The organism is uncultured Shimia sp., from assembly GCF_947493595.1.
Lineage (GTDB): Bacteria > Pseudomonadota > Alphaproteobacteria > Rhodobacterales > Rhodobacteraceae > Shimia.
The window spans coordinates 333,995-347,363 of record NZ_CANLRL010000002.1; the positions used below are offsets into that span (position 1 = coordinate 333,995).

Annotated in this window: 11 protein-coding genes; 8 read left to right on the forward strand and 3 right to left on the reverse strand. The window is 50.6% G+C overall.

What is annotated here, in order from left to right; translation table 11 throughout:
* The first annotated feature begins 20 nt into the window (after positions 1 to 20).
* The 8 genes from Q0955_RS07195 to Q0955_RS07230 all read left to right on the forward strand — a co-directional run bounded on the left by Q0955_RS07195 (position 21) and on the right by Q0955_RS07230 (position 10,005).
* Positions 21 to 1,547 (forward strand): hypothetical protein, encoded by a 1,527-nt coding sequence (locus Q0955_RS07195; protein WP_299421870.1) that lies wholly within the window; start codon positions 21 to 23, stop codon positions 1,545 to 1,547.
* Positions 1,544 to 2,494: a hypothetical protein gene (locus tag Q0955_RS07200; protein WP_299421873.1), complete on the forward strand. Its 951-nt coding sequence runs from the start codon at positions 1,544 to 1,546 to the stop codon at positions 2,492 to 2,494. The genes Q0955_RS07195 and Q0955_RS07200 overlap by 4 nt, the downstream gene beginning before the upstream one ends.
* Positions 2,495 to 2,660: 166 nt before the next feature.
* A complete protein-coding gene (gene gmd / locus Q0955_RS07205; RefSeq protein WP_299421876.1) occupies positions 2,661 to 3,785 on the forward strand; it encodes a GDP-mannose 4,6-dehydratase in 1,125 nt (374 codons plus the stop codon).
* A gap of 15 nt (positions 3,786 to 3,800) precedes the next feature.
* Positions 3,801 to 4,769 carry a GDP-L-fucose synthase gene (locus Q0955_RS07210; protein WP_299421879.1) on the forward strand — a complete coding sequence of 323 codons (969 nt, stop codon included), beginning with the start codon at positions 3,801 to 3,803 and terminating at the stop codon, positions 4,767 to 4,769.
* Positions 4,770 to 4,798: 29 nt separating this feature from the next.
* A complete protein-coding gene (locus Q0955_RS07215; RefSeq protein ID WP_299421881.1) occupies positions 4,799 to 5,470 on the forward strand; it encodes a hypothetical protein in 672 nt (223 codons plus the stop codon).
* A 106-nt stretch (positions 5,471 to 5,576) separates the two neighbouring features.
* Positions 5,577 to 7,292, forward strand: a complete 1,716-nt coding sequence (locus tag Q0955_RS07220) for a sulfotransferase family 2 domain-containing protein (RefSeq protein ID WP_299421884.1) — start codon at positions 5,577 to 5,579, stop codon at positions 7,290 to 7,292.
* Positions 7,293 to 7,326: 34 nt separating this feature from the next.
* Positions 7,327 to 8,757, forward strand: coding sequence for a mannose-1-phosphate guanylyltransferase/mannose-6-phosphate isomerase (locus Q0955_RS07225; RefSeq protein WP_299421887.1), 1,431 nt, complete (start codon positions 7,327 to 7,329; stop codon positions 8,755 to 8,757).
* Between the two features lie 72 nt (positions 8,758 to 8,829).
* Entirely contained in the window at positions 8,830 to 10,005 is a 1,176-nt protein-coding gene (locus tag Q0955_RS07230; RefSeq protein ID WP_299421890.1) for a nucleotide sugar dehydrogenase, read from the forward strand.
* 34 nt (positions 10,006 to 10,039) lie between these two features.
* Here Q0955_RS07230 and Q0955_RS07235 read toward each other — a convergent pair whose 3' ends face one another.
* The 3 genes from Q0955_RS07235 to Q0955_RS07245 form a co-directional block, all read right to left on the reverse strand.
* Positions 10,040 to 10,930 (reverse strand): hypothetical protein, encoded by an 891-nt coding sequence (locus tag Q0955_RS07235; protein ID WP_299421893.1) that lies wholly within the window; start codon positions 10,928 to 10,930, stop codon positions 10,040 to 10,042.
* Entirely contained in the window at positions 10,927 to 12,513 is a 1,587-nt protein-coding gene (locus Q0955_RS07240) for a hypothetical protein (RefSeq protein WP_299421896.1), read from the reverse strand. The genes Q0955_RS07235 and Q0955_RS07240 overlap by 4 nt, the downstream gene beginning before the upstream one ends.
* Positions 12,514 to 12,670: 157 nt before the next feature.
* Positions 12,671 to 13,246 carry a hypothetical protein gene (locus Q0955_RS07245; protein ID WP_299421898.1) on the reverse strand — a complete coding sequence of 192 codons (576 nt, stop codon included), beginning with the start codon at positions 13,244 to 13,246 and terminating at the stop codon, positions 12,671 to 12,673.
* Positions 13,247 to 13,369: the final 123 nt, after the last annotated feature.

Below are 13,369 nucleotides of genomic sequence, written 5' to 3' on the forward strand. Positions count from 1 at the left end.
GACATGGGACCAAATTAGTGATGGAAGACTTTACGACAAACGGAGTTGAGTGTTCTGCACCGGAGACAATTATCGTCATTGGTGCGGGCCACGGTGATCAACTCGCCAGCTACCTGTGTGAGGGCACGCGGCGAGTGTATCTCGTTGACCCGGATCCGGAGTGTGGCCAGAGTTTGCGCGCTCATGCGAAAACGGACGATCGGTTGACCATTATTCCTGTAGCGGTGGCGGGGAACACGCAAAAATCGTCTTATGGTGTTATGCACTTCTGGAACAATGCTGCTTTTAACGGGCTGCGACAGGGCGATGGGCTGCTTAATTACTTCCCAGGGATACGGAAAGTAAGCACCGCGACTGTCGAGGTTCTTGGCGTCAAAGATCTCTTTCAGCGTGTTGAACTGGCTGATGGTAGGAGTAACACGCTTGTTCTTGAGGCGATGGGCGAAAACCTTGAAATTATTCGGCAACTCATTGCGTTGTCTCTGTTGGACAGTTTCAATCAAGTTGCGCTCAGCGTGTCTCAAGAGAAGTTGTTTGATACCGACGAGAGCGCTGAAACTTGCTTGATGCTGGTGCAATCAGCAGGGTTTGAACTGCGGCAACATAAGCATTTGGGATTTGGAGTGTCGCGGTATGTGTTTGAACGCAGAAGCTTGATTGATCAGTTCCAGGATGCGAACCAAAAACTTCAGGCCGCCGACGCGGAGCTTTCTGAAATAGCCGCGCGTCTTACATCGTCGGAACGTGCGCGCAAAAAAAGCGAATCCAGACTTAAGGTAGCGTCCTCAGAGAGAGATATTGCCCGCGCCGAAATTGAGCGAATGCGCAATGTTGGAGCGCGAACTACTGCAAATAAAAGTGTCGGGTCAGAAAACAAATTGCTGCAGGACAAGGTGGCCAGCCTGCAGGTCAAGTTGTCTGAAATGGAAGCCCGAGCAAAGACCGCTGAAGACTCTTGCGTGCACCGGGATGCGCGACTGGCAGAATTGACTGCGCGACAGCCTAAGATCTCGACGCAAGTTGACTCGTTAAAACAGGAAGCGCGCGAGGCAAAAGAGCGGTTAAAATCGGAAGAGACAGCGCGGGTCGAAGGCCTAAAACGCCTAACTCAAGTCGAAACCGATCTTGAACAAAAAAGCGCCGAGTTGACGGCAGCTACGTCCAAAATAAACCAAATGACCGAGTTGTTGCGTGAGCGAGAAGCGTCTTCCGATGTCGCGAAAGAAGACACAAAAAACTCTGACCAGTTGGAGATCGAAGCCCTCCAGACCAAGCTCGACCAAAAGGAATTGGAGCATGGTGTTCTGCTTAGAAGTCAAGCAGCGCTGCACTCTGACTTTACCAAGCTCCAAGAGAAATACGAGGCGCTGTATCTCGACAAGAAGAACCAAGACACGTTGCTTATGACGGTAACCGCCCGTTTGACAGCGGCTTCAGGGTATCTTCACCAACTGAACGGTTCTGGGGAATCTGAAGTCCCACCTGCCTTGAAGACGTCTGTTGTACCTGGCGAGGACAGTAAGCCACAAGGCGACGCCAAGCCATGACAGGAAAAGTAGAGCTTGTTAGCTTTGTAGAGGACACGCTTTCACTTCTGGAGGTCAACGCAACTGAAAGCAGAACGGAATTGACCTCCGATGTCGCTTTGGGCAGCCTGTTGGTACAGTGCCAACGGCAAGTCGAGATCCTCAAGACCACACAAGTGACTCCACTTCGCGTGGTTCATCACTTCGCGTGCTCTGGTGGCACTTTGATTACCCGCGCTTTGGCATGTCAGCCCAATACTATGGTTCTTAGTGAGGTTGATCCCTTTAGTTCCAATGCCCGAGTGTCCACCGGCTTTGCCCCAAGCGACCTGATCCATTTGGCCCGCAACAACCGCAACCCACCAAGTCAAAAAACAATTGTGGACATGTTCCTGCAGCAACTAGAAGTGTTGTACAAAGCCACGGATCAGCGCGGCGAGAATCTGGTCGTGAGAGACCATTCCCATTCCCATTTCTGCGAGTTTTCAGATCTGAGCTCACGTCCAACAATGGGCAGCATGCTTGCCAGTCGGTTTGAGACACGCGCCATTTTGTCAGTGCGTCACCCTTTGGATTCCTACATGTCACTCAGGCGCAATGGCTGGGCGAGAAACTTGACGGGCACTTTGGAAGGTTACGCCAATTGCTACTTGAGCTTTCTGGATTCCTACCGAGCGCCCCAGATTTTTCACTACGAGCATTTTGTGCAAGAACCGGACGTCGAGTGTAAACGAATGGCTGAATGTCTGGAATTACCATTCGAGCCTCGTTGGCAAGATTTTCTCCCAACCATCAAGCTGTCCGGGGACAGTGGTCGCTCTTCCCCCCGCATAACGGCGCGCTCGAGGCGAGATGTGCCAGACACTATCAAGGAACAATTGATGAAGGGCTGCCGATCCTATCATGCGCTTTGTGACAGGTTAAATTACAATCCGGATCCGGATGCACCGGCGGTGGTGGTGACATAGGTGACCACTCAATTCTGTGCATCGGAGATTTTTCCTGTCTTGCGAGATTACTGGACATTTGATAACCAGCGATCAGAGTTTATTAGCCAATGATATGATTTTGAGATGTGAGTTTAACGTCTTCTGTCGACACCATCGGCCCGGTTCATTTTAATGGAAAGAATTTATGACTAAGAAAGCGCTAATCACCGGTGTAACGGGTCAGGACGGCTCCTACCTTGCGGAATTTTTGCTGGCTAAGGGCTATGAAGTTCATGGCATTAAGCGCCGTGCGTCCTCCTTTAATACCTCTCGGGTGGATCACATCTATCAAGATCCCCACGTCGACAATGCAATGTTCAAGCTGCACTACGGCGATCTGACGGACACGTCAAATTTAACACGCATCATGCGTGAAGTTGAGCCGGATGAAGTATACAATCTGGGTGCACAATCTCATGTTGCCGTGAGTTTTGAAGCGCCGGAGTACACTGCGGATGTTGACGGCATGGGCACATTGCGCCTGCTGGAAGCGATCCGTTTTCTAGGGCTGGAAGAGAAGACGCGTTTTTATCAGGCATCCACATCCGAGCTGTATGGCCTGGTGCAGGAGACGCCGCAAAAAGAGACGACACCGTTTTATCCGCGGTCTCCTTACGCCGTGGCCAAACTCTATTCCTACTGGATCACCGTCAACTATCGCGAGGCATACAACATGTATGCCTGCAACGGTATTCTGTTTAATCACGAGAGCCCACGGCGAGGGGAGACCTTTGTAACCCGCAAAATCACACGTGGTTTGGCCAACATCGCACAGGGCTTGGAGCCGTGTCTCTACATGGGCAACATGGATGCCTTGCGTGACTGGGGCCATGCAAAAGACTATGTGCGGATGCAATGGATGATGTTGCAACAAGAAGCCGCAGAAGATTTCGTCATTGCCACCGGTGTTCAATATTCGGTGCGCCAGTTCATCACTTGGTCGGCCGCGGAGCTGGGCATCACACTGGAGTTTTCCGGCGAGGGTGTGGATGAAGTTGCAACTGTTGTTGCGATTGAAGGCGACGATGCGCCAGCGTTGAGTGTTGGCAGTGTTATTGTCCGTGTTGACCCGCGCTATTTCCGCCCGGCCGAAGTTGAGACCCTGTTGGGTGACCCGTCAAAAGCGAAAGCCAAACTTGGCTGGGTTCCTGAGATCACCACACAGGAAATGTGCGCTGAGATGGTGTCTGAGGATCTCAAAGTTTCCAAGCGTCACTCCCTGCTTCAAAAGCACGGCTATGAGCTGCCGGTTGCCGTTGAAAACGGCTAAGGGAAAGGCCTTCTCATGCAAAGAATTTACCTTGCAGGTCATCGCGGTATGGTTGGAGGTGCTATTTTGCGCCGCCTTCAGGACAGGCAAAAGGCCGGTGAAGCGCTGGAAGTGCTCACCAAAACCCATGCAGAGCTGGATTTAACCAACCAGATCGCCGTGCGGGAATTTATGCAGTCTGAAAAGCCGGACGTGGTGATTTTGGCAGCCGCCAAAGTGGGCGGCATCCATGCCAATAATACCTATCCTGCGGACTTCATTTACGAGAACCTGATGATTGAATGTAACGTCATTCATCAGGCCTTCGAGGCTGGCGTGCAGCGCTTGCTGCAGCTGGGATCGTCCTGCATTTACCCCAAAGCTGTGCCGCAGCCGATGAAAGAAGACGCGTTGTTGACCGGTACGTTGGAGCCCACAAATGAGCCTTATGCGGTCGCAAAAATCGCAGGCATCAAGCTTTGTGAAAGCTACAACCGCCAACACGGTACCGACTATCGCTCGGTGATGCCGACAAACCTCTATGGCCCCGGTGACAACTTCCATCCGGAAAACAGCCATGTGTTGCCGGCCTTGATTCGTCGTTTCCACGAAGCGGCCCGTGACGGAGTTGACGAGGTCGTAATCTGGGGCTCGGGCAAACCGATGCGTGAGTTCTTGCATGTGGACGACATGGCAGAGGCCAGCTTGTTTGTACTGGACCTTGCAAAGGAAACCTACGAGGCCAACACAGACCCTATGTTGAGCCACATTAACGTGGGCACGGGCACCGATGTCTCCATTATGGAGTTGGCGCAGATGGTTGCGAAAGTCACCGGGTTTACCGGAAAAATCAGCAACGACCCCTCTAAACCCGATGGCACCATGAAAAAATTGATGGATGTCGGCCGCTTGGCAGACATGGGCTGGAAAGCAAAAGTGGATTTAAAAAACGGGCTTGCTGAGACATATGATTGGTTTTGTGCACAATCTGATTACCGAGCTTGAGGGCAAAATTTTTTAACCAAGAGGCCATTATGTCTAAAATAGATCACTACGGGTATTTTGAATTATTAAAGTCAACTGACGACCCGGTCCTGCCGTTTCTGGAAAAGGTCACCGGTGATGGATATGTCCACTTTAATCCTGCGCATCAAGTCGCCTTTCTGGAGCGGCTAGACAGCAAGCATTGGACCCTAATTGCTGGGCGGTTTAACGCTGCTGACCAAGGGGTGCGAGAGGTTCTGAATGGCTGTAAGCTCTTTACGATTGTCCAAAACCCGATCGAACGCTTTTACGCATCTTATCAGGAAGCGCGCACGGTCAGAACGCATCCACTGTACGAAAAGTACAGTAATATGTCGGCTGTGGAGGCAGCGCAGTATTGCATTGATGAGGGGTTGGACTATGGCCGCAATTCTCAGTGTAGTGCATTGACGGCCGGTGCACAGTCCACAGCCGCTGCCGCTTTGGAATCTTGGGCTGATGCCTTTTCTTTCGTTGCCTGTGCGGATAAGCCAATTCAGCTTCTCAATTTTTTGAAGCAAGAAGGCGTGTTGCCTGCAAAAAGTCGTGCGAAGCTCAAGATTAAGGCACCCTATATTCGCAAAGGGGATCGTGATGCTTTGCGAACCGCCCTAGAGCCGGCTGTTGCTGAGGATTTGCAACTCTATGAAGCTGTGCGGACTACTGGCGGATTTGCGAACTAGTGGCGCAAATATGGGCCTGCCAATCTGGTGCTATTGCTGGAAGACAGTGTTGAAACATTCAGAAAAATTTATGCGTAAGATTGAGCTGGTCAGGGGCGGATGAGAGATGTCTCATGAGTCAAAATTTTCGTCAGACTGGCCTGAGCCACGTTTTACGTATCTGGAGTTTGCAAAGACACGGTCTTCATTTTTGTCACCGGAGCTAATTGATTTTCTCGGTCCCAAATGCGTGCACTTTAATCCGGCACATCAGGGAAAATTTGTGGATACGGTCACGGTCAAAAACTGGTCCGTGCTGTGGGGACGTTTCTCGGCGGCACATACGCCTGTCAGAGACCTTTTAACAAAGTGTAATCGGTTCACAGTTGTGCAAAATCCTGTAGATCGGTTTGTAAGTAGTTATTTAGAGGTATGTGCTTCTCCAAAACACCCATTATATCAGGTGTTCTCTGAGCGTTCTTTGATTGAAGCTTGCCACTGGGCAGTCCAAAATCAGATTGACGTAGGGCGTAGTTCACAAACATCTGGTATTGTGTCCAGTTGCAAGGGTGTACCCGAGCAGCAGGATACCATATTTGAGTTCTGTAAGAAGAATTTGTCGTTTTGTGGTACGGTAGAACAATTGCCACAGCTTTTATCCTTCCTCAAAACCGCTGAGCTTGTTGCCCCAAATCTTCCTGAAATCAAGCCAGCTGATGTACCGTTCATTGAAGCATCGGAACGCGATGATCTGGCAAAAATCCTCCGACCAGCAGCAAAAAATGACTTTGGTCTATTTCAGGATTTGAAAAAAAATGGTCCAATTATTAATGCGATAGAAGCGCCAGACGCGCCCTATATGCAAGCCTTGAAAGATACGCGATCTAGGTGTTTGGTGTACGGTTTTAGTGTCACAGCTGACACGCCGGGATATGTGGAAGAGTGGCAAAAAACATTTGCAAAGAATTTTCCCGATCTGAGGTTGGATAAAGCTGGTATAGGCGGATTGCAACCGCACCACGCGCGCCATTTGGTACGGGATCTTTTGGACCGTTGGCAGCCCGATCATTTGATCGTCGAAATTTCCACCGCGATATCACGCTTGCAACCAGACACAAAAGAAAGACGTGCAGATCACGCTGCGACCATCGAGAGCTTGCTTGGCGTGTGTCAGGAGCGCGGTATCAGCATTGGGTTTTTGGACCTTCCCCAGACAGGAGTTGTTCCTCAGAATGACTGGATGTTCCGCGTTCACAAAGAGATTTGTGATAGATACAAAGTCCCAAGAGTTATTGTCGACTTGCAGAAGGAGAACCTGAAAGACAATGTTCATCCCACGGCAAGTGGAAAGGCAGTATATGCGCAGGCTCTAAATCATTTGTTGTCAGAGGTTCTGGTGCATACACCAAAAGCGCTTCCTGCTGGAAAGAAATTGCCGATTTTTGACTGCTACGCCGTCGCGGATGTCGTGTCGGATTGTGGAGTCCGCCAGATGTTTTCCAGAAACGGGTTCTCAACTGAAATGGTGCGAATCCGAGAAGGGGAAACAGTAACTTTCCAACTATCTCAAGCTCAAGAAGTCTGTGGATTAATCGTTTCAATGGGACCTACAACAAGCGTCTTGAATGTATGCTTGGACAAGCAAGAAGAAGTCGTCGATTGTTTTGATATCCACTGTTATTATTTTCGCGTCGCCGGTCGTTCAGTGAAACCGGAAGTGACTGACAGTATTTCAATTTCTCAGCCTTCGCAGCTGCCTAAGGTTGCCCCCGACAAAGGAACGGTAAATAATGGCGCCCGGATTGGAGGCATCACACATTTTCTGTTCAAGGCAACGCCGTGAATTAAGGCCATAAGTTTTTATAGAAAGATACACCATGACCTCGCTTATTCATCCCATTCTTCTCTGCGGCGGTTCAGGCACACGTCTGTGGCCGCTGTCGCGCAAATCTTACCCGAAACAGTTTGCTAAGCTTATGGGCGAAGAGAGTCTGTTTCAGGCCTCCGCCAAGCGGCTCTCAGGAGACGGGTTTGCCGCGCCAACGGTTCTCACCGGGGAGCCGTTTCGCTTTATCGTCACCGAACAGCTGGCGCAGGTGGAACAAGCACCAGCTGGGATTCTGATCGAGCCGGAAGGCCGCAACACGGCGCCGGCTGTGCTTGCGGCCGCGCTCTGGCTGGAAAAAGAGGATCCTGAGGCGTTGATGCTGGTGGCGCCTTCGGACCACGTCATCCCTGATGCTGAGTCCTTCCGATCCACGGTTCAAGCGGCAGCCCCCCGTGCGCTTGCCGGGGATCTTGTGACGTTTGGCATCACGCCAACACGTGCAGAGACTGGCTATGGGTACCTGGAACTGGCGACAGGCTCAGATGCCACTGCCAGCACGCCACAAAGCCTGGCGCGGTTTATCGAAAAGCCGGACCAGGGCCGCGCCGAAGACATGCTGGCTGCGGGTAACTTCCTGTGGAACGCCGGCATCTTCTTGTTCACGGCCAAAGCCATATTGGCAGCTTATCGGGACCATGCGCCTGAGCTGATCGAGACTGTGTCCGCGGCGATTGAAGGGGCGGATGCTGATCTTGGTTTCACCCGTTTGGATGTGGATGCGTGGGCACTGGTTGAAGACATCTCCATTGACTATGCGATCATGGAAAAAGCTGACAACCTGGCAGTGATGCCATTTAGCGCAGGCTGGTCGGACCTTGGCGGCTGGGATGCAGTTTGGATGGAAAGTGGACCGGACGACACAGGCAACGTGTGTTCCGATGAGGCAACTGCCATTGATTGTAAAGACACGTTGTTGCGGTCTGAAACCCGTGGTCAACAGGTGGTTGGCATTGGTCTTGAGGACATGTTGGTTGTGGCAATGTCAGATGCGGTGTTGGTGGCACCCAAATCTCAAGCACAGCGAGTCAAAGAAGCCGTCAACGCGTTGAAAGACAAAGGTGCAAGCCAAGCTGTTCAGTTGCCGCGGGATTACCGCCCATGGGGCTGGTACGAAAGTCTTATCATTGGCGGCCGCTTTCAAGTTAAACGCATTGTGGTGAATCCTGGGGCTTCGCTCAGCTTGCAAAGCCACCATCATCGGTCGGAACATTGGATTGTTGTTGAAGGCACGGCGCGCGTCACAGTCGACGAGGATGTGAAACTCATCACTGAAAACCAATCTGTTTATATTCCTCTTGGTGCAGTTCACCGGATGGAGAACCCTGGAAAGGTGCCAATGGTGCTGATTGAGGTTCAAACCGGGAGCTACCTCGGTGAGGATGACATCGTGCGTTATGAAGACATCTACGCGCGTAGCTGATTTCACACCCAAATTATGAGCAGTGCCAAAAGTGGCATCCACGTTCGAACAGACGCTAAGAAAGTTGTTTTGATGTCTGAAGTAAAGATTGCCGTTGCTGGAATTGGCTATGTTGGTTTGTCCAACGCAGTGCTGCTGGCACAGAACAATCCCGTTGTTGCGTTTGATATTGATCCGACGCGTGTGTCGATGCTCAACAATCTAAAGTGTCCAATTGTTGATCCGGACCTGGAAGAATATTTGGCAACCAAGCCTCTGCAGTTGTCCGCGACAACGTCAGCGGAGGAAGCGTTTGCAGATGCGGATTTTGTAATTGTTGCGACGCCAACAAATTATGATCCGGTGACAAATTTCTTTGATACCTCCTCTGTAGAGGCGGTCATCGAAACCGTTCTGGGTCACAACGACACGGCAGTGATTATCATCAAGTCAACGATCCCGGTTGGCTATACGGTGGGGCTTCGGGAAAAGCTGGGCACCGATCGAATTTTGTTTAGTCCTGAGTTCTTGCGAGAAGGCAAAGCTCTGCACGACAACCTGTATCCCTCCCGAATTATTGTCGGTGAGAATTCAGCGCGCGCAGGAGAGTTTGCAGCACTTTTGAAGGCCGCGTCGCTCACACCTGATGTGCCTGTTCTTTTCACGGATTCATCCGAAGCAGAAGCCATCAAACTGTTTGCGAATACCTATCTTGCGATGCGGGTAGCCTATTTCAATGAACTGGACAGCTATGCCTTAAGTCACGGCTTGGACTCTCGCCAAATTATCGAAGGTGTGGGCCTCGATCCACGCATTGGTACCCACTACAACAACCCGTCGTTTGGCTATGGGGGGTATTGCTTGCCAAAAGACTCCAAGCAGCTTCTGGCGAACTACTCGGAAGTTCCGCAAAATTTGATCCGGGCCATCGTCGACGCCAACCAAACACGTAAAGACTTTATTGGCGACAGTATTCTGAAGATGAATCCAAGCTGTGTCGGGATCCACCGGCTAGTGATGAAATCCGGATCAGACAACTTCCGTCAAAGCGCTGTCCAGGGCATCATGAAGCGCATCAAGGCAAAGGGCGTTGAGGTATTGGTCTATGAGCCAACTTTGGACGAAAAAGAATTCTTTGGATCGGAGGTTGTGTCTGATCTGGAAGAATTTAAGTCGCGGACAGATGTGATTATCGCAAATCGTCGAAGCGAAGAATTGGCCAGCGTGCCAGAGAAGGTCTTTACTCGAGATCTGTTTGAGTCCGACTAGAGGCAGTTGATACGCAAAGGAAGGCGGCGGCGGATCAGAAATCTACGCCGCTTTGTTCGACCGGGCATTTTCCGTCAATGAGGCGGGCTACGATGTCCGAAAACGAACTCCCGGTGCTACCAAGAAATCTTTTGGTTTTGGTCAACAGCAGGGCATCCGCCAAGGCATACTGAAGTTGACGATCGGAACGGTCAAACAGATCTCGAGGCAAATAGCGTGTGCGTTTTCCATAGCGATTTTCAAAGAGCTTATAAGTTTCTTCCAAATCCGCCGCGAGAAAGATTGTGTCGGCATTGTTTTCTTCAATCAACGCGTCGATCCGCTTGAAGAAACGACTTGAGTGGCTGTCTGCGCGCCACTTTATCAGTTCCTCGTGTCGCCCTTCCGGCCAATTTTCCGGAGATTCGTGTGGCAGATGGTCAAATTGAGGGCCTGTAGCCATACGAATATGTACCGACACATCGCTCGGATGATCCACCTGACCTATTAGTTCAAGTATAGAACGGGATGGAACCAGACCTTTCAAGAAGCGTTGCTCATCGTCAAAACGGCGCAGAGGGCTGTTTAGGGTGTAGGCCGATCGAACATAGATGTCGCCGCTCTCAAATTCGGGTTGAATGAAGATGGGGGCCTGAAACCGGGCGCCTTCTTCTACTTCCATATAATTGAAAAACCGGTGTGCGTGGCCACGATATAAGTCCGCAAAACCGTCCGAAATGACAATGCCGGGATATTCAAAAAGATCAGACATGTGGCAGCCACAGTGATGATCCGGGCGCCAGACAATCACCAACTCATAGTCTGCTTGTTTCGCAATGGAGTAAGCAGAAGCAATGGCTCGAAGACGATTGGCAAGACCGTGCTGTGCATCAATAAATAGTCGCGGCTTGACGGAGCTTGTCAGTGAAATGGTCTCTAAGTTCATTTGGGTTTCAGGCTATGTCGCGCTGTCCGCATTGCGCTGACGGCCTTCCAGGATTTCGAATTGTAGATCTGGCTAAGCTCATTCTGCGCTTCTTCAACAGACTGCTCCAGTTCCTGGATTCTAGCGTCTTTTGGTCCGAGGACTTGGTCTGCTCCATTTACCGTGTTTGCGTGATCTGGCAATCCATCTGCCCCCAGGCCAAGCTCGCGTCCCAACGATAGGATTTCAGCACCAAGCACTGCCTCCCGCAGCGACAGCTTTCTTTTTTCGATCTGAAGGCGGCTTTGCAGCGCTTCTTCTCGTTGGCTGGCAAGTCGGGATTCAATCGCATCCAGCTCGACCTGGTTGCGCATTTCTTGAACACTGCCCCGCAAATGCTCACATGTTTTTTCTGACCGAGAATACTGGGCGGACAGGTCTTCAAAATCCGCACGGTCTTGCTGGCTTTTGTTGAGCAACTCTTTGTGCTGCAGATCCAGTGCTTCGAGTTCGCTTTCAAGCTTTTTGATGGTCGATCGATTGGCATCAATCAGCTTTTGCAGCTCTCCCACATGGGTGCGAAGTTGCCCGCAGATACCTTCAAGCACCCCGTGTTGGTCCAAAGCTTGCTCGAGAGCTGCATGTTCCTGCTGCCATTGATTGGACATTTCGTCTATCTTGGCCTTGAGGCGAACTTGTTCCTTTTTGAGGCAGATTTCTTCGGTCTGATCTTCTTTGATTTGGTCTTGCAGTTCTTTCAAACTAAGAAGAATTTGCGCGCGGTCATGTTGTAATGCAATTTTAAGCGCTTCGGAGTCCTGAAGTGCGCTCTGCGTTGACTTGGCTTCTTCCCGCAACTCCACCAATTCTTTTTCTGCCTTGGCCCAGCGTGCCTCAGAGCGCCCAAGATCAGCTTGGTTCTCCGCAAGCTCCTCGCGCAGCTCCCGGATTCCAGTTGTGAGCCTTTCGTTTGAACTGCCCAACGCTTGATGCATCTCGCGGACTGCCGCCAATTCATCTTGCGCAGATTTAGATTTTTGGTGGTCGGAATCCAGCTCTGAACAGATCTCACCGATACCTTGGGCATCCGGACCGTGGTTCCATCCAGTGCCCAAAGTCATCGATGCCAACTGACCAGCAAGTTGAGAAATCGATGGCTCACTGCGCAGCAAATGATGGGCGAAGATTGTAAATAGATCCTCTTTTAGGGCAGGTTTGTCGGATACCCGCCCATCAATTTCAACGCCCAATCGCTGGCCCACTTGGCTCAGAAGTAGGGACGGCTTATTCAAAATGGCTTCTTCATCAATAAGAAGCACCTGTTCCCACACGTGGCCGATGTTTTCGAGTAAGGCGCTTGCCTCTGTTTTCCATGTCTCAACAGCGTGCTGCGTCGCGGATCCGCCACGCATTACAGAGCTTAACTCAATGGATGGAGATGGAATTACAATTAGTGCAGGTAAGTCTGATTTAGATCCAACAGCGTCAGCAAGAGAAGCTGCCCTAAGAAATTTTAACTCTGATGTGCCGGTCTCCAAACTTTCGAAAAACACATCCAGAGTTTCGGCGTTTCCAAGCGTTGCCACTGAGATTGTCGAGGTCATTAACTAGTCCGCTTTTCTTGCTTTTCGAAATTGGTCTTATGCCGTGCTAAAAAATATAATTGCCCACCGAACATGTAAGTACAACCTTCTTCAAGACGTCGAGGATACCGGGAAAAAACTATGTGTTTGCGGGCTGACTTTCCCGAAGAAAAATTCCCTAGGAAAAGCGCCCCAATGTTTCATCTGACAGGTGTAATCCGTGTGCAGCCGGTAGGACAAAAATTTGTACTTCTCGCAAATCCAAATCGAATTTTTTAAATGGTAGTTCAATAATCAAGGTATGAAAGCCGGTGGCCCCAACTGAGCCACTGTCTTGCGCAAGCTGATGCATTGCTACGCGAACACTCGGGACGTCGGACCCTAACAATCCTTCGTCAAATTGAGTGTCCACGAACTCATCATCTCTTGTGGTCCGCACAAACATATTCAATTCGGAGCCTGCTCCGCCTGAAAGGTTTGCAACAATGCCCAAAATGGCGCCTGCCTCAAGTCTGGCGTTTCCCAGCTCGATATTCAGCGTTAGCCAACGTGGCTTGGTTTCAACCTCATACTCAAATTTAAGAAGGCTCTCAGGGGCCTGCAACAATGGCATCCGGACAATGCCTTCTTCAGTATCCCAACTGAAATATATGCCTGATACCAAATGCACGCCACTCTCGGCTATCGAGGGCAACTCGGTATTTCGGAGGTTATTGAAACTCTGACTTGTTAGTCGTTCAATGAGATGTGCCACTTGGGTCCCAAAAACTTGATAAAACAATGTTGCCTTACCATATGCCGAACTTGGCACTTCTTGTCGAGTGCCGGAGTGACATGGGCAATGGAACGCGGTTGCCTCGCGATAACTGGGATATGC

What these genes read in the sequence shown, in the direction of transcription:
- Q0955_RS07195 (WP_299421870.1), top strand. Translation starts at nt 21, where the DNA reads ATGGAAGACTTTACGACAAACGGAGTTGAGTGTTCTGCACCGGAGACA.
- Q0955_RS07200 (WP_299421873.1), top strand. Translation starts at nt 1,544, where the DNA reads ATGACAGGAAAAGTAGAGCTTGTTAGCTTTGTAGAGGACACGCTTTCA.
- gmd (WP_299421876.1), top strand. Translation starts at nt 2,661, where the DNA reads ATGACTAAGAAAGCGCTAATCACCGGTGTAACGGGTCAGGACGGCTCC.
- Q0955_RS07210 (WP_299421879.1), top strand. Translation starts at nt 3,801, where the DNA reads ATGCAAAGAATTTACCTTGCAGGTCATCGCGGTATGGTTGGAGGTGCT.
- Q0955_RS07215 (WP_299421881.1), top strand. Translation starts at nt 4,799, where the DNA reads ATGTCTAAAATAGATCACTACGGGTATTTTGAATTATTAAAGTCAACT.
- Q0955_RS07220 (WP_299421884.1), top strand. Translation starts at nt 5,577, where the DNA reads ATGTCTCATGAGTCAAAATTTTCGTCAGACTGGCCTGAGCCACGTTTT.
- Q0955_RS07225 (WP_299421887.1), top strand. Translation starts at nt 7,327, where the DNA reads ATGACCTCGCTTATTCATCCCATTCTTCTCTGCGGCGGTTCAGGCACA.
- Q0955_RS07230 (WP_299421890.1), top strand. Translation starts at nt 8,830, where the DNA reads ATGTCTGAAGTAAAGATTGCCGTTGCTGGAATTGGCTATGTTGGTTTG.
- Q0955_RS07235 (WP_299421893.1), bottom strand. Translation starts at nt 10,930, where the DNA reads ATGAACTTAGAGACCATTTCACTGACAAGCTCCGTCAAGCCGCGACTA.
- Q0955_RS07240 (WP_299421896.1), bottom strand. Translation starts at nt 12,513, where the DNA reads ATGACCTCGACAATCTCAGTGGCAACGCTTGGAAACGCCGAAACTCTG.